The sequence below is a fragment of the Roseivirga sp. BDSF3-8 genome, from assembly GCF_041449215.1.
Taxonomy (GTDB): Bacteria; Bacteroidota; Bacteroidia; order Cytophagales; family Cyclobacteriaceae; genus JBGNFV01.
Genome location: NZ_JBGNFV010000001.1, coordinates 232,682 through 253,376, shown reverse-complemented (window position 1 = coordinate 253,376; position 20,695 = coordinate 232,682). Strand labels below are relative to the sequence as shown.

The following is a 20,695-nucleotide window of genomic DNA, read 5'->3' as shown; positions in this document are numbered from 1 at the left end:
CTCTATGGACTTTATTTGCCAAACCTTGCTTTGATTCTAATTCTAAAAAAAACTCACTCATATTACATGTATTTTAATAAAGAAATTTACTTACACACACAACAATTTCGATGTGTGTCATTTATAAATACTTTTATTTTCAGGAAAAACTTAATTCAAGAAAAAAACTTAGATGTTATTTATTTTCGCGAAGTCGGACGCGACCCGGTACCACTTCGCATAGATGGTAACCACGGGGTACAACCCCGCGGTAGTTTAAGAGTATGTTTATTCGTACAAATTGGACACCCATTTAATATCTATTGTAGACATAAAAAATGTGCTCCATTTAAACTATTAATACCTGGCCTATATTGACTATAAACATCTTCATTCAAACATTTTTGATTTTGATCTATATATTGTTTGAATGCTCCTAGAATATTTTTATCCGTTGCTGTTCTTTCATTATTTGGAGCATATCTTGTCACCCTATCTGTTACTTCCTGTGGTTCTTGGTCAGTAGATATGCAATCTTTAACTCTATTTATATCTGACGCAGATATTATAATGTAGTGAACGTTAGGATTTTCAAAAAAATCCATTTCGTTACAATTCCTAATAATTCCATCTATATCATTAGACACATTTTCTATCAAGAAATATCGATGTTCAGCACTTTCAATTTTTGTAAATAAATCATTCATAATTCTATTCTATTATATAATTACTATCAGATATTAAAAAATCTCATATCCATTAATTTTTTTTAAGATCTACTGACTACCATCGCCTCCAGATTAGATACAACCCAACGGCAGTCATATGTAAACGGTAGTAGCACTTCCCAGCATAGTACCTCTCCGATGGGGGCCCCGTCATGCGACGGGGACTAGTGCTATTCAGAGATTGACATTAATTAACAATTGACAACTAACAATTAACCATTAGAAACCACCCCAAATCCCCGACTTACCGCTTTCCCCAACCCCACCGCGCTAGGCAGCAAGGCATTTGTCGTAAACTCACCGGTGAAGCCCAGCATCTCCTGGTTTTTGAAGTTGATGCGTTTCGGGCTGAGCTTTGCGGTGAGCAGAATGCGCTCATCGGGTGAGAGGCGTAGGGCCATGCCTTTGTAGAAGCTGAGGATGTTGCCGGTAAGCACGCGCTGCAGCAGCTTTTGCTGCTCTTGGGGGCTGGTCTTTTTGTACTTCTGGTAGTTGGCTTCGTTCAGGCCCAGCCAGGGGTTTACGAAAGTGTACTGGTGCAGTCCGGCGGGGTCTACGCCTATGGCTACCTTTTCCTGCCGCAGGTCTTTTCCCTGTATGGTGTAGTGGGTACCCGCAATGTCCAGCTCGCGTACCTGCAGGAATAGCTCGGTGAGCAGCCCGGCGCCTTCTTCCAGCCCCAGCAGTGTAGGCACGCCTTTTATCACTTTGTACTGCACCAGCGGGTAGCCGTAGCGCAGGCTACCATCCTCATAGTGGTTGTGCAGCAGCGGACTATGCTCCCGGAACAGGTTGCCGAAGTATCCGCGCAACTGCGCCGCCTCCCGCTGCTGCAACCGCAGATCCGGAAAGCGCAGCGTGGTGGTCTGTATGGTATGTGGTTTTGTGTCTGTGGTTTCCATTTTTAAATACTAATAAATCAGGCAAGCACCTGTCCCCGTCCGCCAGCTGGCGGACGGGGCTCCCAACCTTTGGCACTCTGCTGCTATACCCGCAACTGCCGTTGGCAGACTGTCTGCGACTCGAGTGGGGTCGCTTTAAGCAGGCTTTTCTGCTAGTAGGTGACAGACCCCGGGTCAGGGCCCGGGGATTGTGCTTTAAATAATCACAACATCATAGCGGTCTCCTCTTTTGCTTTGTCCCTGTTAAAGCCTGTGGTATTGTTATAAAAGTCATTTACCTCTTCGGCAGGCACTACGTAGAAGCCTTCGGTTTTTTCGTAGAGGCTGCTCATTTGTATCAGTTCCTTTGCCTTTGACAGGTAATCGGGTACGGCCAACGTGTGCTGGTGGAAGGTGCGTTTGTGCTTTGCATTAAACTCTTCGCGGCCCAGGTCGCCGGAGAGCATATCGTAGAAGGCCTTTAATGCTTCGTTGGCTTTCTCATCGGCTTCTATAAACACGCTGATGGTTTTGCCTATGTCTTCGATGACTTTAAATGAGCTTACAGAAGGTTCATCGTTAATCGGTTCATACTGCAGGCATTCCATAGCCTTAAAGATGTCCCGGCTTTCGTTGAAAGCACTTGCTTCGCTAATGCCGGTAAAGTAGGTGGTCACCATGTCCAGGTAGTGGGCCTCTTCTATTTCGGGGCCGTGGACTTCCATACCTGCCTGCAGGGCTTTGGTAGCCTGCTGTTGGGTTATTTTGCCATAGATACGGTTGGAATCGCCCATGTTTACGATGTGTACGGGCGCGTGCTCCTTACCGGGGCTGTCATTCCGGTTTATCCTGCCTGCTACCTGTATAATGGAGTCCAGCGGCCCAAGGTCACGGAAGCCCATGTCAAAGTCCAGGTCTACTCCCGCCTCTATGCATTGGGTACTCACAAGTATGGGGGCAGGGCCTTCGCCTTCCCTATGGGCTTCAAGTGCTTCGGCTACGCTATTTCTCACTTCTTCCCGGTGTACGGGCAGCAGGTTGGTGCTGAGGTAGTAGAGGTTGGCATTACCAATCTTTTTCTGCAATAATGCATAGAGATCTATGCTGCGCTGTACCTTATTGCAAACGATAAGGGCGGACTTTCCGGTTTCTCTTTTTTCCACAATAAAATCAGCCCAGTCTTCGGTGCTCTCCATCTCATCAAGATGTGGAATGAGTTTGGTTCTTTTCAGCTCTCTGAAGTAGCGCTCATGGTTGGACAGTAGTTCAAGAGGCTGGTGCAGGCCTTCCAGCTTTACGCCGCGTTTGCTGAGGATTTCCTGCTCTGCGAGTTCAAAGATTTTCGGCTTGGTGGCGGTCATAAGGATGACGCGGGCATCCAGCAGGTGGGCGAGGTAGTAGAAGGTGGCCCCGACCAGCGGCAGGTGCTTCAGGCTCATGTTCTGCACCTCGTCCAGTATGAGAATACTGCCTGCGAAGTGGTTAAACTTCTTTAGCAATCTATTTCTGTTGCCGATCAGCGTTTGCAGCAGTTGCACAAAGCTGGTAATGACGACATCGGACTGCCAGGTGTCCAGGGCCATTTGCTGCTCCCGGATAAACTGCTCTTTGTCTTCCCTCTCTTCAGGGTTCTTTTCATCCTTTCTGAAAATATCAGCAAACTGGTAGTGGGCCAGCAGGTGGGCATTTCCATTCAGTACCTTTTCATACACGCTTATGGACTGCTCTATGATATTGATAAAGGGTAGGGCATAAATGATTTGCGGCTCGTGCCCTTCTTTCTCACGGATGAGACTCTTCAGCCGCAGGGCAAAGTCCAGCGAGGTGAGGGTTTTGCCTATGCCGGTTGGGGCCGTTAGGGTAAATAGCCTCCTTTCCAGTATATCAGGCGCATCCAGATGGCTAATCACTTCCATGCGGGCGTTGTGCCGTTGGTTGTTTTGCGTGGTATCTTCTGTGGTTTTTTCTTTTAAAAAATCATCTACCAGGGCTTTCGCTACGGCTTTGCGCAGGTACTGGCTGGTGTCGGTGGCATCCAGTTTATCCGCTTCTATCAACAGGCTGAAGGCGTAGTTTACCAGGTAGTACCGGCGTATGTCGCCATTATCTCTGCTCCAACTATACAAGGCAAGTAAAATATCCTCCGTAGGCCAATGTAGCAGGTTTTCCAGATTATCTACACCGGAGTCGGTTTGCACCTCATTTAGAGTACTTTTCAGACTTTTTACCTGGTCCCGGAATTGTAATTGATTTTCAAAACACTCATTATACCATCCTTCCAGCCTTCGCCAGTTGGGCAAGTTGGTGTGGTGCTTCAGTACAAGCACCCAAGCCAGCATAGCAAGCTCCTTATCACTTTCTTGCCAGGCATTGTAAATGGCCTGCGCGCCGAAGGCTGCATGCCGCTTTAGCCGGGCAAAAAAGGGTTTGTCATTCAGCAAGTACTTCTGAAAATCCGGGAGGTACTTGCCCAAATCATGGTAGGTAGCCAGGTCGGCGATGAAGCGGGAAAACTGCTCAGGGTCTACGCCCAGCCTGATACGGGGGTGGATGGCGGCCACGGCCTTATCCCTTACCCCACCGGTATGAACGGACAGGTGCTTGGTGCCTACACGGGGAGCGTCCTTGTCTGGTTTGCTTCCCCTATGGGCCTCATCCTCCAGCACCCTGGCATGACTGTAATATACCTTTTCTTTCATTCCATAAAGGTGATATGCTGCTCCGCTTCTCCATCATGCACACGGTAGTAGCTGCCCTCCAGGTCTACGTGTAGCCCATCGGGGTCGGTAGCAAAGAGCAACCGGTTCATTTTAGTTACCTCACGGGTGCCGTCGGGCATAAAGTCTGCAGGCATCAGCTCTTCCTCTATCTGCCGGTAGGCGCTGTGGTCATCATCACTAAAGTGTACGCGCTTTACCCTGTCCGCAGGCAAGGCGGTATGCACAAGTACCGGTTCAGTACCTGCTTCTACTTCGTGTATATCGGCTTCCGCTACTTTTTTCCAGCTCTTCAGGGAAGCCTGAAAGTTGGCCGTGCCGAAACTGATGGCATAACTGTTACCGCGTTGCAGCAGGGCCTTTTTTATCTCGGGCAGGCTGTCTCCTTCACTACCAGGTGCCAGGTACAGGCGGTAGGCCACCTTGTCCCTGGCGGGGTGGTGGCCGGTAACCACTTCCACGGGCATCTGCATAGGTTTGTTAATTCCACGAAAGTCATCAGCCTGCTTTATATTCAAATAATTCAATCTATGAAAAGACTTTTTCAACTTAGTACGTATACCAACAGCTATCCGCAGCTTGCCAGAACCAAAGTCCTCGTAGTAGCTATCGCGCTCACGCCCGGTGAGGGCCGCCAGCATGCCCATGATAGTGGTGCGTGGCGGTAGGGTATAACTCATGGCGGTGTTATTGGCAAAGAACTTCCGGAAATGGGCCATGGGGCCTTCAAGGTCTATGATAATCATAGGCATATCAGGCATTACCGAATGGGTGCTCAAAAGCCGGGGCACTCTTCACGATTACTTCTTTTATGGCCTTGCCTTCGCCTGTATGTTCTTCCAGTAAAGCTTTTAGGGCAGAGAAGTCAATGGTTAAGTCATTGATATTCCGGATTTGCTTTTCGGTTTTACCCTCTTTCGGAGATACGCTAAGGTGCTGGCGCAGGTCACCGAAGCTGCCATTACCACAGTCATCATTATAAATTATCTCCAGGTAAAATTTTGGGTATTGGTTTTGTTTTGATCGTGTAGGAAGACACGGTATACTCTTCCACAGCGCATCCCTGAAGCTTTCGGCATCCTCTTCGCTCATGCCGGTGCGGCGGGCCTGGTGCTTGTTTATGGTCCCATGAAAGGCCAGCAGGCTGTAATGTATGCGGTAGTCCTTGCCAAAGGTGCTGTTGTCGTCTGCCATTATGGTTACCAGACTGTTGCTTTCCATCAGCTCCACAGGGTGCAGACTGTAGCCCCAGTTTATTTGTACGGGGCCGGTATAGGCTTTGGTAAAACCGGCTACGGCAAAGGCACTACCAAACAGACGAATATCCAGGAAACGGGCCTTAACAAGATACTCTAATATGTAGCGGTTTAAGTCTAATTCCTTAGATCCCTTTTTAGCCCCTTGAAGCATTTTAAATATGCTCTCGCCATCCTTTTTCTTTTTCATTAAGTCTAAAAAAAGCTTCTTATACTCCGGCTGGTCTGCAAAAACTTCATTTACAAAAGCCTCGTCACTCATCAGCCGGTCAATAACAGCCTTAAGCTTACTGTCTGCACTTACTTTGGAGTCGCCCTCCATGTCTACAAATACCTCCAGGCCGTTTTGCTTCAGGTAGTCACGCACGTAGCGTTTCAGGCGCACGTCCGTTACCAGATTGGTTTTGGTCTCATAGTCCATACGTGGTTTGTTCTCCTGGTCGGGGTCACCGTTAGGGTTGCACTGTATGGCCTCGTATATAAAAAGGAAATCCGCATTGTGCGGCAGGGTCCGGGTTGCTTCTATTGTGCTCATTATTCGCTGGGGGTTTCTTCGGTTTCTTTCTGTTTTTTGTCAAAGTAGCTATAGCCTGCAAACAGATAAAAGATGGTTTCCTGCGGGCTTAGCCGCCAATCCTCTTCTCTGGCCTGGAAGTGCTGCTGAAAGCGCGACAGCAGGCCTTCGGTAGATTTGTGGATACTATACTGCTGGACTTTTTCGCGCAGGTCATTATGCAGCCGTATTATCTGGCTTCGATCCATCCCATTAAAGTTTACTTTATTCAGAACTGGTTTTTTCGAATAGCCTTTCTCTTTCTGTTTATCGGCTACTTTTTTTAGCGCAATACCCAGAAAAAAGAGGGCCCGCTGGGCGGACTGCTCATAGCCCACACGTTCCATAAATGTGTCAATGCGCTGGTAGTAATCTTTTTCTTCAGGCTCTTTTTCTATTGTATTGTCAGTCTCCATAGTGGGTATTGGGTAAAGCCTGTCCAGTAGCAGGAGCAGGGCGTGGTATTTCATAGTGGCCTCATGCAGGGCATAGTCCAGCTCATTATGGGCGTATATGTTTTTATAAGAATTGTGTCGGCCGTAACGGTGGCAGAGGAGTAGTTCGGTATAGTAGGAATATAATTGGTTCCGGTCTATAAGCCTGTGCTCCAATATATTTTTGAAGAGGACTAAAGCTCTGTTCACTTTTTCCTTTTCTTCATCACGTACCGGAATAAGGTGATATACACTGGTCAGGTTGAAGAAACTGTTATTCAAATATTTCCATCCTGTACCAGGGGTTTCTGCCATAAGGTTATTAACCTCTACCAGTAATTTATTAATAGTAGTCAGGTAAGGCTGGCTTACCTCTTGTATCATATTAATGGTTTTGAATGACTTCCCGTGACTCAAATCATAGGCTAAGAAGGTGACCCAAGTGATATCTTTAGCCATTTTTCCCAGGTATGTAGAATCTGCCCTCACCTGTTTTTCCTGAAAAATCAGGTCGACATCAGTTTTTAGTTGGCTTAAAGCTGCCTTTAATTTCACATTTGATTTATGCCTGATTTGGGGAATTATAACATGGAATAAACCGGCTATTCTGACTTTGTAGTTTTCAAAAAGGTAATTACTGCCTCTTTCCAGAAATGTTACTGATTCAGGACTCAGTTGGTAATTACGATATAGATTTTGCTTTCGTAAATTTTGGGCATGATTATAAGTTGTTCTTACGAACATCTTATTCATATTATATTTACTACCAAACTCAGCAACTGATACATTTTCTCTTATCTCTCCAATACTATAGTCCAGCCCTTTCCTTCCTTCAGCAGTATGGAAAAAGAGTCCTTCGAAAAACTCTTCAAATCCAGGCAAGAGTACTAAAGGAGTAGGCTCATCAATTCCCATATCCGGCCACAATACTTCAGCTACTAACACAATAGCGCGATCATTCCCTTCTATACCTGCCCATTCCTGTATCTTGCGACTACTTATCGTACCCTTATCCTCATCATTAAAATGCTGCTTAAATTCTTCATGCAGGTGCACAATTTCCAGCAGTACCTTGCCTAACAATGTTTCTTCAAAGCCATCCATTATCCCCTCGGCCTCCAGGTATAAGTGTCCCTTGTCAGGTCTTACGCCATCTTTAGGTTTACCGAACAGTGTTTTATATAGCAAATCGGGCTTTTCCGCATCTACCGTGGGGTATATGGCTTTAGCATTTCTTTTACGAATTATAAGGCGTCGCAACCCTTCACGGCGCGGGGTTCGTTCCGGGTCATACGCTGACACTTCACCTTTTTCTATTTTATTTTCACCCAACCGGAATACGATCGGCAGCACAAGGTCTCGTGTTTTCTTTTTGGGGTCCTTCCTAGGCGGTTTCAAATCCAGGAAATCGTCCCAGGAGTCCAGTCCTTCGCTAAGTTCTTTTCCTAATGTATAGAGCGTATGAAGCATTTAATTCATTTACTTATTTATCCAGGTAGACTAACCAAATTCAATTATCAGCACTGATTCGATGATTAAGCTATGAAAAAAAGGCTTGTAACGAAAGTGCTATTAAATTGAATAATTCCCGGCTGAGCAATCAAATTGGTAATTGGCAGGCGGTCAGTGAAATTCATTTTCCCAACACCCGGTTTTTCTTTCCGAAGAGATTAAAATATATCGAGCACTGCTTTAACGATGGGCAATAGCAGCCACCATCTAAGGGATGGAGGTTTTAATTTCTCTTTACTTTTTTTGAAAAATTGGAAGAAGGATAGTACCCAAGACCGGCCTTGCCTACAAAATAATATACTTTACGTGTAGAGAACTCACCTACCGTATTTGATTTGAGGAAAATAGCCTGTAAAGAATATTAGCTTTATAATGAAAGAAGACAACCTAATAATTAGTTAGAGGTAGGCACATATTCCATTAATCTACTTAATCACCCTTTCTATCAGCCATAATTCATGGGTTTGATCATTCTTTTGATATCCATCATTGAGGTTGAGAATCTTTATTGCGTTTATGTCCTTTGAGGGATAGATGAATTGTATTCTATCACTAATTAATAGATACCGATAGTTTTTATATAGTTTGAAATCGTGGATTCTGGCGGCAAATGCATACAACGGGATTTTGTCGATTTCCTGATTCATAAGAGCTAACGATAGCTGGAAGCAGCAAAAAGTGGATGATAGCTCAGACCTGAAGGGCACAGTTAATTGCGGAAGTGAACTGAGGAATTTTACCCGATCCGGTGCCTTAAGGTATGCCTCATGGTCCAGCAAACTTATAAGAGGTACATGGTGGAATTTATCAGATAAATAGCCTTTATAGGCAAGGCCTCCCAGTACTTTGACAATGCCACTTTGCCTTAATCTCAACTGAGTAATCTTAAAATTAAATGAGTCTAGGTAGCTACTCGCATCGCCATAGGGTAAGCTGTCATAGAAATACCGGGCATCAACTCCAAGCCGAACATAAAAATCAATGAGCGTATGATGTATAAACTTCTTTTCGCCATTTTCTAAAAGGTGAAGTTCTTGTTGACTGATGCCAGTATGGGTACTTACCTCTTTTTGATTGAGCCTGAGTGCTTCCCTTACGGCTTTAAGCCTGTGAAAAATTGTATCCATTTGAATGCGCTTATAAGAAAGGAAGCTCCCATGAGGAGCTCCTTTACTACCTTTGAAAAGAAAATTTGACAGTGTCAGGTTAGGAAAGACTGACGACTGATTACGGGAGTAAATATACCTAAAAAGAATATTCTAATGCAAATAATTGTACCCCCTTTGGTGAAAAAGGGTGAGTGAATTCATCTGAAGGCTGGCTAATTGATTCATCAAAAAATTATTTTATGAGTCAATTATTGATAGAAAAGCAATCTGGTGATAATTATTCGCCCACTATTTTTCAGGTTCGTCTTTACTTCATCGAACTGGATGCACCCGAACAGGAAGCCGATTCTTTTTACGAATATTATCAGTCCCTAAACTGGTGCTGCGAAAACGGTAGAAAGGTCCACGACTGGAGACAACAAGCTGACGACTGGCTATTCAATTCGGAAGCTTGACAAAGATTCAAAGGCACCTGAATCAACGCTATTTCTATTCCTTTCAAAGGATTTCAGATTGCGCTTTTTAGCAATCAGCTAGATGTAGGATTGTCTGACACAATCCGATTTTGGTCCCTTCGCTGCCGTAGTTGCGGGGCCTTCTTCTCTTACTCGGAACTCGTAAATTTTCGCTATGGCTCGATTCAATAATACCAAACGTATCCACCGAATTACCCTTAGGCTAACCGACCATGAAATTGACAAGCTGAGAAAGCTCCTGTCTAAAAGCCGGGGCGATCATACGCTAAGTCAACTGATTAGGAGGATGTTATTTGATAAGGAGCTGACCGTCAATACCCGTAATGCCTCACTGGAAGAAGTTAAAAATGAGTTGATTTTGATGCGAACTGAGATCCGTAGGGTAGGGGTAAACATAAACCAGGTAGTTCACTATTTTAATGCACAGAGGGAGGTGATAGATAAAGTTAAGTACGCTAGGGAAGTGGCCTCACTTTATCAGCCTATGGTCCAATTGTCTGACAGCCTCATTACTCACCTTGATGGTACCCTTCGGCTATGGTTGCCAAAATAATCACCGGGAAGAGTTTACAGGGTGTCCTGAATTATAATGAGAATAAAGTTAAGCAAGGTCAGGCGGAGTTGCTTTGTGGCCAGGGCTTTACAGTAAATGATGCTACCAGGCTCACCTTTTACCAGAAGCTGGAGCGCTTTAAAGAAGTGACCTCGCTAAACAGCCGGACTAAGACAAATGCCATTCACATCTCATTAAACTTCTCTAATGAGGACAAGCTGAATGACCCGTTGTTAATGAAGATTGCGGATGACTACATGCAGCGCATCGGTTTTGGTGAGCAGCCCTACCTGGTGTACAGGCACTACGATGCCGGCCACCCTCACATTCATATTGCTTCCACTAATATCCAAACCAACGGCAAGCGAATAGAAACCCACAACCTGGGTAAAACCAAAAGCGAAGACGCCCGCAAGGGGATAGAGAAAAGCTACAAGCTGGTAGTCGCTGAAGAGCAAAAGAAAAAAGATACTTTCTTGCTAAAGCCTCTGGACAAGGTGACCTACGGTAAGGCAGAAACAAAAGCAGCCCTGTCTAATATAGTGAGCCAGGTGGTAAAAGGCTATAAATACACGAGCCTTGCCGAGCTTAATGCCATACTGCGGCAATTCAACGTAACGGCTTATCGTGGTGAACCAGGCACACGCATGTACGAACGCGGTGGGCTGGTGTACAGTATCACCGATGAGAAGGGTGATATGAAAGGTACCCCCGTAAAAAGCAGTGCGCTATATGGCAAGCCTACATGGGCCAACCTGAAGAGACGATTCGAGCGAAATAGGTCAGCAAGAAAACCCCACGCTCCCCGTCTGAGCCAGATGATAGACACTGTATTGAACACCAACAATACTCTGACTAAAGAGGCCTTCACCGAAGCCCTGCGGAAAAAGGGAATAGCGACTTCCTTCCACACAAATGACCAGGGCCGCACATATGGTATCACCTTCGTAGACAATGTAACACGCTGTGCCTTTAAAGGCAGTGCATTAGGTAAAGGATATAGCACGGCAGCCATACTTTCCAGACTGAAAGGCACCCATAAGCAAGATGCTGAAGATTGGGGAACAGTCGACATTCAAGAGAAACAGCCTGTCCAGGGAGAAGGTCCTACACAGTGGACCGCTCCTGATCTTTCAGGTATATACGACCTACTGGAGGCTCTTACTTCTGGCTATGCGGAGGAACAGGTGGCTTGGGGGTTTAGGAGGAGGAGAAGGGGGAAAAGGGTATAATTCACCTATTGTTCTTATTTTAGCCGAATGAAACTGGAATACACCAACGAACAAGAGGTTCTGAAAAGCTTTGTCTTAAATTTTTAGTGAAATCTTTTGTCGGTTACAATAGATGGTATTTTTGTAAATGGGAGAAAGAGAGAATTACATAAAATTTATCAGCGATACCTTCGCGATATGGGAGGTAAAAATTCAGAATAGAAATACGATAAGTCTTCATGATGCGAATATTATTTCTGAAGATGTCATATGCGAATTACTGAATATCTTGTTCGGCTACAAGCTTATCAATGTCAATGCAGTGCAAATTAATCACCCGGCAATCGATTTAGCCGATGAAAAAAACAGAATAGCATTTCAGGTAACATCAACAAAGGATAGGAAAAAAATTCAAGGAACATTGAATAAGTATTTTGATGCAGGACTACAGAATAAATATGATGACCTGTATTTTTTGGTACTTGGGAAAAAACAGTCAAAGTATTCTCCTTTTTCTATTCCTTGTAACTTTTCTTTTGATAATGATAGGCATATTCTGGGCTTTCAAGAATTACTTTCTCAGATCAAATATCTTCCTGCTTCAAAGCTCAAAAAGATTGTAACGCTCCTTCAAGATGGTACTAATCAATCAAAATCTCTATACAATAATAATTCCTCTGTACGGCTGAATAGGAACTTGTCTTTGAAAAAGAGGATGAAGAAGGATTTGTTACTTGATTTAGATAGAAAATATTGGGCAGATGCTCGCTATGAACCTGGGATAAAGTTTCTTTATAGTCAGGTAATTATCCGCAATGCTAATGCGGATACTTATCCTGAAGATCATGATATACCTAATGAGATTAGCAATTGGTTTAAGATTGATTTTTGGGATCTTTACGATCGCGGAATCGAATTTATTGGAATGGGCGGGCCTACTCTGATTTTTGATAAAAATGGCTATTGGGACCAACTAAACTGGCGAGGGGATAAACGAGAAAATAATCCTGATTATGTAAAAGTCGAGGCCTGGAAATTCTTAAGGATTCCGTATGACTTCATAGTTGCCTATGATATGGAACCTGATCCTTACAACAGCTTACCCTCCATATATGTGGATTATGCGAAAGATGGAATGCCTTATGATGAAATTTTATATGGAATACCAGGTTCCAGAAAAAGGAAAACCTATACGGAATATTTTGATAATAAGATGAGGAAAGAATTAAAGTAAAGAATATGCAAAATGGATTAGCCCTGTTGGTTGGAAAGGCTGACTATCGCTATAACAAATCATTCTACTATAAAATCCCATAAGCTTGTTTAATGAAAGAATTAGGAAATCAAGGCTTTAAGCTACTGGCTATCCAACCCCGAAAAGGCTGCCACCCGGATTTCAGAAAAGTACTCAAGGAAGGTGAGATCTACTCCTTTTATCCTGCCTATAAGTTTGAAAGAAACAAAGCCGGAGAGGTTACCGAAATTATAGCACCTAAACAAGAACCACGGTTGTATGATATCGGAGATATTTCTGTGAATATTTCTGCCGTGGTAGGAAAGAACGGCAGCGGCAAGAGTACGCTTATAGAGCTTTTGTATTATACTGTTTATTTTCTTAGTACTTCTCTGCCAAGCCTTGAAAAAAATAATGATAACCCTGTTCTACTTCCTACTGCCTCTCAGTTGGATGATGAACTTAAGGGGCTCGAAGAGGAAAAAAATAGACTACGAAATGAATTAAGGGAAGAAAGAGAAGCTCAAAAAGGTTTGTATAATGAGGATAATACGTATATAAACCGAAAAGCATATATAACGAATACCCAATCTATTCGGGGAATAGGAGAAGAATTGGAAAAGTTAAATGATAGGATTAGAGACTTAAACAAAGAAATCGCTCTGGAAGAAAATGCGCATCAATTAATTGTAGACCACCTTAAGCTAAGCGTCTATTATCTCTTCAATGGCTGTTTTTATGAATTGCAAATAGATCGAAGCGGAGACCTTTCCGTCCATGAGTCCAATCAGACTATAAACGAGTCAGCAATAGAAAAAAATAGAAGTTTAAATTTTACCAAAATTCTATCCAAGGGAAGGAAACCGATTTCTTATGAACATAGTAAAGAAGTTCTGGATAACTTCTTCTATACTGTAGCGATAAATTATTCGCATTATGCCTTAAACAGTAATAGTATAGGCAAATGGATAGAAAGGCTGTTTCATAAAAATGATGCCTATACCGCCCCAGTGGTAATTAATCCAATGCGTAACGAAGGTGGCTTTGATATTAATGAAGAGAATAGCTTTGCGAAATACCGGCTTTTATACAACCTGCTAATTGAAAAGAATTATGATAAAGACAAAAGGGTTAAAATTACGGATAACCAATACGTAGATAAGGTACGGTTTACATTAGATTCAGCCAAGATAGATAGTGCAGCCTCAAACAGTATAAGAAATAAAATCGAAAGGGAACAGTTTTTCCCACTACTAAATAGGCATTTTCCTGATAATAACTATCCTAGCATCAGTATTAACAAATTAATTAATGGACTTTATTCAAAAGAGATATATGAATACATCAGAAATAAACTTAGAAAGATATCCCGTACTTATCCCATGTATAATGATTTGGCCTTAAAGGGAGGATTAGAATATCAAAGTAGTGTTACTGAGTTTTTGAAAAGGCTTAAAGAAGATAATAGCCACATCACCTTCAAATTAAAGCAGGCTATTAATTTTCTACGGGCCAATTCACCGGATAAACCTAATCCCTGGTCGGAACCTACAGGTTTTAGTCAGGGGCAACCTTATTTTGAATTTACTTTGGATGAATTACTGGATTGGATGCCTTACCAAAAGGATAAACCGGAAGATATTATAAACTATCTGCCACCTCCGATATTTACTATCGACTTTCTGTTTACTACGAATCCTGAAAGTAGCAATGTAAAACCTGAGGTGTCTCAGTTTTCTGCATTGAGTTCAGGCGAGCAACAGCTAATTCATTCTATTCAGTCTGTATTATATCACCTGAATAACCTTAGGTCTGCTCATCATGGCCAGGATGAAAGACAGAAATACAAGGCAGTAAATATTGTCTATGATGAGATAGAACTCTATTTCCATCCGGAATACCAGCGCAAATTCATTTGCAGGTTTTTGAAATCTATAAAGCGTTTAAATTTAGTTCCAGAGAAAGAAGGTATCAAATACATTAACATACTCTTTTCCACTCACTCTCCTTTTGTGCTGTCAGACATTCCCTCTACTAATATACTTCGCCTAAAAGAAGGAAGGTCAGAGTCTGAAACGGATAAGAGTAAAACCTTTGGTGCCAATATATACAGCTTACTTAAAGACAGCTTCTTTCTGGATGCCTATATAGGTAAGCATGCCAGGCTGGAAATACAAAAGCTTATTAATACGCTAAGGGATAAACCACCTAAAGATAACAGTGATCTGAAAATTGATGAAAAATTAGACGAATCATCTGAACTACTAAAAGAACGGATTGAAATGATAGGAGAGCCCTTCTTGCGGGAAAAATTATCAGAAATGTATTATAAAAAGTTTGCCAGGGAAAAGCGGATCTCGGATTTGGAGAATGAAATAAAACGACTTAAAGAGGGAGGAGAGCTATGATACAGATTCCTTTATCAAACAAGAAAGTTGTTGACCAGCATGTAGCGATGTGTAGTTCTTTGATTAAGAAAGGACTTAATAAAATTAACAATGAAGGTTTTACATATAGAAATAAAAGGATAGAGTCAAATCCGAATATTGTAAGTGTCCTTGAAAAATTGCAAGACGATGAGTTTTTGCAATGTTTAATATCTTGTAAACCGGAAAAAATTGGTTCGATAAGTAGGTATGTCATAGGTAAATACCCTAAGGTAACTTCACTCTATGATAAGATTAACCGCTTATTAAAATTTATTTTTGTTACTAATGGTTATAATACTTTAAGTATGGAACAGAGATGGGATTTTATCCAAAGTCTTAATTTACATACTTGTCCCTACTGCAATCGTAGTTATACGTATAGTCTTGATGAATCGAAGGCCGTTAAACCAGATATTGACCACTTTTATCCAAAGAGTAAATATCCCTTTTTAGCATTAAGCTTTTATAATTTAATCCCTAGCTGTAAATCATGCAACAGCTCGCAAATAAAAGGAGTGAAGGATCCCCAAACTGAAAATATACTTTCTCCTTATTTAATAAATAATGACTCATTCAAATTTTCTTACAGAATCCTTTCCATTGATGCATTAAGTCCGCTTGAAAGAAAAGATAAAATTAAGGTTATCATTTATCCTGAAGATGATGGCAACGTAAAAGCTTTTAAGCTGGATGAGTTGTACCAAAAGCACGAGGATCATGTTTTGGAATTAATAATCAAATCCCAACTGAATTATGCGCAGGAGTATCGTAAATATTTACAACATTATGAAGGTCTTTCCTTTTCAGATACCGAAATAGACCGCATGATCATAGGTAATTATACCCAGGTTGATGAGCTGCACAAAAGGCCTCTCTCAAAACTCTATCGTGATATTGGGATTGAGCTCGGTTTGATTAAAGGCGACTGAAAATTCCCCCAACTTGTGAACACCTAACACCATCCTTTTACACATTCCCCTCTGTACCAAAATTCACCATCATGCATACAGGGGAAAATACCGAGGGGCTTCGGAAGATTATTGATTGGACCAGGCTGATTTCTGTGAGCCTTCTGGGGCTTCACATTTACTACTATGGCTACGGGCAGTTTGAGGCTTGGGGTCTGACGGCAGAGATCACCGACCGGCTGCTTATCAACATAGCCAATACAGGGCTTTTTCAACACATCTTGTACAGTAAGGCATTAGCCTTAGGCGTCTTAATTGTATCTCTGATAGGAGCCAAAGGGAAGAAATCCGAAAGCCTAACAGTTGCGTCAGCAATTCAATTCTTAATACCCGGTGTACTCCTTTTCTCGCTGAGCCACTTAGTCTTCTATATACGTATGGAGAGTAGTAGCCTATTCTACCTGTATAGTGGCGTGACTATATCAGGCTATTTGCTTATCATGGCAGGAGGCACCCGCCTTTCCAGGATAGTGTCGAGGAAGCTAAAAGGCGATATCTTCAACAAGCAGAACCAGACCTTTCCACAGGAAGAGCGAAAGCTGGAAAATGAATATTCCATTAATCTACCTGCCAGGTACAGCCTGAAAGGTAAGCTGCATAGGTCCTGGGTCAATATTATCAATCCTTTTCGTGCTTTACTCGTCATGGGTACTCCAGGTGCAGGTAAGAGCTACTTTGTCATTCGTCACGTGATCACCCAGCATATTAGTAAAGGCTTCACGATGTTCGTGTACGACTTTAAGTATGATGACCTGAGCCGTATTGCCTATAACAGCCTTTTGCAAAACGCACATCGCTACCCTATAAAGCCAGCATTCTATACCATCAACTTCGATGATCTGGCTCATACGCATCGCTGTAATCCGCTGGAGCCTGCCACCATGCTCGACATAACCGATGCCACAGAGTCTTCCCGTACCATCATGCTAGGGCTAAACCGGGAGTGGATACGTAAGCAAGGTGACTTCTTTGTCGAATCACCCATCAACTTTGTCACCGCCGTTATCTGGTTTCTAAAGAAGTACAAGAATGGAAAGTACTGCACCCTTCCGCATGTCATAGAGCTTATGCAGATCGACTACGATAAGCTCTTTTCCGTTCTTCGCCTCGAGCCGGAAATAGAGGTACTCATTAACCCTTTTGTATCAGCCTATCTTCATGGAGCTGCCGAACAGCTCGAAGGACAGATAGCCAGTGCCAAGATTACCATGGCCAGGCTCGTATCGCCACAGCTTTATTATGTGCTTTCAGAAAGCGAGTTTACCCTGGATATCAATGATCCGGAAGCACCGAAGATTGTCTGTATGGGAAATAATCCTCAGAAGCAGCAAGTGTATGGCGCGGTGCTATCCCTTTTCATTTCCAGACTGACCAAACTGGTCAATCAGAAGCACCGGCAAAAGAGCAGCCTCATCTTTGATGAGTTTCCCACCATCTATTTCAATGGCATAGATAGCCTTATTGCCACTGCACGTAGTAACAAAGTAGCCACCACCCTGGGCGTACAGGATTACAGCCAGCTTAAAAAAGATTATGGCCGCGAGCAGGCAGAAGTGGTCATGAATGCTGTCGGGAACATCATAAGCGGACAGGTAAGCGGTGACACGGCCCGCTCCCTGAGTGAGCGGGTTGGTAAGATCATGCAGGAGCGGGAGAGCCTGTCCATCAATAGCAGCGATACTTCGCTAAGCAAAAGCACTCAACTTGATTCCGCCGTTCCGGCTTCGGCCATAGCCTCCCTTTCGTCCGGTGAGTTTGTAGGGGTAGTGGCGGACGACCCTCAGCAAAAGATAGCTTTAAAGGCCTTCCACAATGAAATTCTAAATAATCATAAAGCAATTGCCCAAGAAGAGGCAGTTTATCAGGACATCCCTGCTGTACGAGCTATTACTCATGAACAGGTGGAGGCCAACTATATGCGTATTAAGCAGGATGTGAAAGAGCTTATTGACCGGGAAATCGAGCGAATAATGGATAGCCCGGGCCTCAGCCACTTACTAATTCACCCACCCGGAAAATAAGGTTACTAAAAATGAATAAAAAAATACAATATGTGAATCTTACATGAGTTATATTCGTAGAATCTTAAGTGTGAATTGACTTGATTATGTCTGCTTAGGTGTTGCCGACGACTGATTACACATTGTCAACCCTATTCCTGACACTTATGAAAACCTACTGCAACGAGGCGTATGAAGACCTGAAAAACACTTTACAGGCCACAGAAAACGAAGGGCTTAACAGCCTCCAATATACCGAAAAAGCCTTCAGGTTATGTCGGCAATCCCTGCTTACCATGAGAGAGAGGCTTTTAAACCACACCTTTGCGGACACGCTGGAAGAAATTCATTTTTTCAAAACCATTAAGCCGCGCTTTGCCGCTGAGATGATCTATTACGAAGAGCGATTCTGGCTGGAGTTTAAAAACCCAGGTACCCCCAAGGAATCATGTGAGGCAAGATTGCAGCAAATACTCGATTATTTCCAGGAGAGGAGGGAGCTCTTTGGTTATTACCGTCTGGGAATGAGTCACCATGATCAGGCGTACTTCACCAGAGGGGCAAATGGTAATGATCTGCCACCGGGCCCTGATACGGTTATCGATCCCCAATTTGCCACCCGGCATAGCTATACCTTTGCCCGGTTTATGGCCTATGAAAAGCTGGTTATCTTTCTCAAAGCCCAGCTTAATGAAAAAGAGATGACCGAAAGCGAAATGCCGGTTTTACACTGGACCGGCATGAAGGTACACCTGGTAGAGCTCACCTACGCCTTACACGCGAGCGGCTGCGTTGGTAATGGTCATACCCCCATACGCGAGATCATCGAAGGCCTGGGAAGGCTCTTCAACATTGAGATGAAAGAATTCTACCGCACCTTCAAGGAAATACGCATTAGGAAAGGTAGCCGTACCCGGTTTATAGATATGTTACAGGAAAGCCTGGAAAATTATCTGGAGAAGGGGGATGAGTGATTAAAGATACTTTTATTTATACCTATAAAATAGATACCAATACTAATATGGTTTATATAACTAATTCCTATAAAAGAATAAGCCTTTAGCTTGGTGATTTAGCCAGGTAATATAAATTGTAAAGCTTTGAGGAAGTTAAGAGCTCTTACTATATTTTCCTTAATAAAATTACAGAAGGACTAGTTTTTTGAAAGAATCGAGGTCTTGAAACATATGTTTTGATCTGAATTTTAGTTTGGAAGTTAATACTACTGTCTGATGGCTGAATTAAAATTGACCAAAAACCTGGTTCTACTCTAGCTGAAGTTTTACCTGATTGAGAATTTATAATTGAGAAATTAGGTACATGTTTAATGGTTTTAGATATGGCACCTATAGAATCCATAGGAATTAAATAGGTATTTACCGGCCCCCCATCTATTACTTCAAAGCTTAAATCAATAACGTCTCTGAACCCTTTCCTAAGATCCATATCATAAATTAATATTTGACCTGGGTTAATAACAGCTAATTCATCTCTTAATTTTTCCTTTGAAAATATTGGCCTGGTGATAAATCCATACACTATCACGCAAAGAATGAAATAATACACTATACGGCCTAAGTTTATTAAAGCCTTCAATTCTGAAGCTTCTCGTTTTCTCCTTTTATATGCTTTAAATATTAATTGTACTAGAGCTTGGAAAAATAATAATATAAGACCAGCTATCAAGCTGATTATAATTCCGGTTATTGTCTCTGGAGATGTCATAATTTGGCTTTATAATTACATGGTTTTTTGCCGGAATAAGGTTTAAAACACGATAAAAATTTTCACCCCCTGTATCCTCAGGGGTGAATACCTCTATTTTTAGTCCACCACCTTTGGAGCATACTAACTCATTGTATGCCCATGACATTACCCTCTATCGGCTGGACTTCATTTATTTTATTGGCCGCTTGTTTAGTTGCCGCCTATTACGGCTGTGCCGCCTGGCGATACCGCCAAACACTATCTAATATAAAAATTCTCAAGCGGAATAAGTCACCCGGAGCGGAAGAAAATAAGGCTGATCCTGATTTTGTTAAGGCCCTGGAGGCTTATCAGGCTCTATCCGATCAGTTAAAAGCCACCACCCGCAAGGCCACTACCAGCGAGCAGCTATTGCAAAAACTGGAGCCCCTTCGCCTGGAGGGTATCTACGCCTACCCCGCCTTACGCGAAGCCTTAGTCAACACCGTCCACCGTCAGGCCACCGAACAGGGCCTGACCGTTACGCGGCAGCAGGTCAGCGCCCGGCTGATTACGACCCCTGAACCTGGTACCTACTTTTAATACCCATAAACATGAAAACGAACCTTCCCCTTCACCTCGCAAAACAACTATGCGTCTTCCTTCTGCTAATGCTATTCGCAGGAGCAGCCCTTGCCCAGGACGGCAACGCCGGTATCGATGAGGCCACCAGCCGCGTAAGCAGCTACTTTGCTTCCGGCACCAACCTCATGTATGCCATCGGAGCCATCGTCGGCCTGGTAGGAGCCGTCAAAGTCTTCAATAAATGGAACAGCGGAGAGCCCGACACCGGTAAAGTCGCCGCCGCCTGGTTCGGTAGCTGCGTCTTCCTGGTGGTGGTTGCCACCGTGCTGCAAAGCTTTTTCGGCGTATAGCACCTTTTGTTCAATGATCGCCGGTGCCCGAAAG

General features: G+C 43.1%; 18 protein-coding genes. 10 read left to right on the top strand and 8 right to left on the bottom strand.

Features of this window, described 5'->3' with window-relative positions:
- Positions 1-299: 299 nt before the first annotated feature.
- The 7 genes from AB9P05_RS00795 to AB9P05_RS00765 form a co-directional block, all read right to left on the bottom strand.
- Positions 300-686 (bottom strand): hypothetical protein, encoded by a 387-nt coding sequence (locus tag AB9P05_RS00795; RefSeq protein ID WP_371906912.1) that lies wholly within the window; start codon positions 684-686, stop codon positions 300-302.
- A 233-nt stretch (positions 687-919) separates the two neighbouring features.
- Entirely contained in the window at positions 920-1,609 is a 690-nt protein-coding gene (locus tag AB9P05_RS00790) for a CRISPR-associated endonuclease Cas6 (protein WP_371906911.1), read from the bottom strand.
- Positions 1,610-1,812: 203 nt separating this feature from the next.
- On the bottom strand, positions 1,813-4,287 hold the full coding sequence (gene cas3 / locus AB9P05_RS00785) for a CRISPR-associated helicase Cas3' (protein WP_371906910.1): 2,475 nt from the start codon (positions 4,285-4,287) through the stop codon (positions 1,813-1,815).
- A complete protein-coding gene (cas5, locus tag AB9P05_RS00780) occupies positions 4,284-5,057 on the bottom strand; it encodes a CRISPR-associated protein Cas5 (protein WP_371906909.1) in 774 nt (257 codons plus the stop codon). Before cas5 ends, cas3 begins: the two co-directional genes overlap by 4 nt.
- Position 5,058: 1 nt before the next feature.
- Entirely contained in the window at positions 5,059-6,096 is a 1,038-nt protein-coding gene (gene cas7b, locus AB9P05_RS00775; RefSeq protein WP_371906908.1) for a type I-B CRISPR-associated protein Cas7/Csh2, read from the bottom strand.
- A complete protein-coding gene (locus tag AB9P05_RS00770; RefSeq protein ID WP_371906907.1) occupies positions 6,096-8,018 on the bottom strand; it encodes a TM1802 family CRISPR-associated protein in 1,923 nt (640 codons plus the stop codon). The genes cas7b and AB9P05_RS00770 overlap by 1 nt, the downstream gene beginning before the upstream one ends.
- Positions 8,019-8,485: 467 nt before the next feature.
- Positions 8,486-9,187 (bottom strand): helix-turn-helix domain-containing protein, encoded by a 702-nt coding sequence (locus tag AB9P05_RS00765; protein ID WP_371906906.1) that lies wholly within the window; start codon positions 9,185-9,187, stop codon positions 8,486-8,488.
- A gap of 221 nt (positions 9,188-9,408) precedes the next feature.
- On the opposite strand from AB9P05_RS00765, the gene AB9P05_RS00760 reads away from it, so the two are divergent.
- The 8 genes from AB9P05_RS00760 to AB9P05_RS00725 all read left to right on the top strand — a co-directional run bounded on the left by AB9P05_RS00760 (position 9,409) and on the right by AB9P05_RS00725 (position 19,014).
- Complete coding sequence (locus tag AB9P05_RS00760; RefSeq protein ID WP_371906905.1) at positions 9,409-9,624, top strand: hypothetical protein; 216 nt, start codon at positions 9,409-9,411, stop codon at positions 9,622-9,624.
- A gap of 175 nt (positions 9,625-9,799) precedes the next feature.
- Complete coding sequence (locus AB9P05_RS00755) at positions 9,800-10,198, top strand: mobilization protein MobC (RefSeq protein ID WP_371906904.1); 399 nt, start codon at positions 9,800-9,802, stop codon at positions 10,196-10,198.
- Entirely contained in the window at positions 10,183-11,430 is a 1,248-nt protein-coding gene (locus AB9P05_RS00750) for a relaxase/mobilization nuclease domain-containing protein (protein ID WP_371906903.1), read from the top strand. Before AB9P05_RS00755 ends, AB9P05_RS00750 begins: the two co-directional genes overlap by 16 nt.
- A gap of 127 nt (positions 11,431-11,557) precedes the next feature.
- Positions 11,558-12,643, top strand: coding sequence for an SMEK domain-containing protein (locus AB9P05_RS00745; RefSeq protein ID WP_371906902.1), 1,086 nt, complete (start codon positions 11,558-11,560; stop codon positions 12,641-12,643).
- Between the two features lie 92 nt (positions 12,644-12,735).
- Positions 12,736-15,051: an AAA family ATPase gene (locus AB9P05_RS00740; protein WP_371906901.1), complete on the top strand. Its 2,316-nt coding sequence runs from the start codon at positions 12,736-12,738 to the stop codon at positions 15,049-15,051.
- A complete protein-coding gene (locus AB9P05_RS00735) occupies positions 15,048-16,001 on the top strand; it encodes a hypothetical protein (protein ID WP_371906900.1) in 954 nt (317 codons plus the stop codon). The genes AB9P05_RS00740 and AB9P05_RS00735 overlap by 4 nt, the downstream gene beginning before the upstream one ends.
- A 71-nt stretch (positions 16,002-16,072) precedes the next feature.
- Positions 16,073-18,061: a conjugal transfer protein MobC gene (gene mobC, locus AB9P05_RS00730; RefSeq protein ID WP_371906899.1), complete on the top strand. Its 1,989-nt coding sequence runs from the start codon at positions 16,073-16,075 to the stop codon at positions 18,059-18,061.
- A 146-nt stretch (positions 18,062-18,207) separates the two neighbouring features.
- Positions 18,208-19,014 carry an RteC domain-containing protein gene (locus AB9P05_RS00725; protein ID WP_371906898.1) on the top strand — a complete coding sequence of 269 codons (807 nt, stop codon included), beginning with the start codon at positions 18,208-18,210 and terminating at the stop codon, positions 19,012-19,014.
- Positions 19,015-19,162: 148 nt separating this feature from the next.
- On the opposite strand, the gene AB9P05_RS00720 is transcribed toward AB9P05_RS00725, so the two are convergent.
- Entirely contained in the window at positions 19,163-19,765 is a 603-nt protein-coding gene (locus AB9P05_RS00720; RefSeq protein ID WP_371906897.1) for a hypothetical protein, read from the bottom strand.
- A 141-nt stretch (positions 19,766-19,906) separates the two neighbouring features.
- Between AB9P05_RS00720 and AB9P05_RS00715 the strand changes: the two genes are divergently transcribed.
- Positions 19,907-20,329 carry a hypothetical protein gene (locus AB9P05_RS00715; protein WP_371906896.1) on the top strand — a complete coding sequence of 141 codons (423 nt, stop codon included), beginning with the start codon at positions 19,907-19,909 and terminating at the stop codon, positions 20,327-20,329.
- Positions 20,330-20,397: 68 nt separating this feature from the next.
- Complete coding sequence (locus tag AB9P05_RS00710; protein ID WP_371911322.1) at positions 20,398-20,661, top strand: DUF4134 domain-containing protein; 264 nt, start codon at positions 20,398-20,400, stop codon at positions 20,659-20,661.
- Positions 20,662-20,695 lie beyond the last annotated feature (34 nt).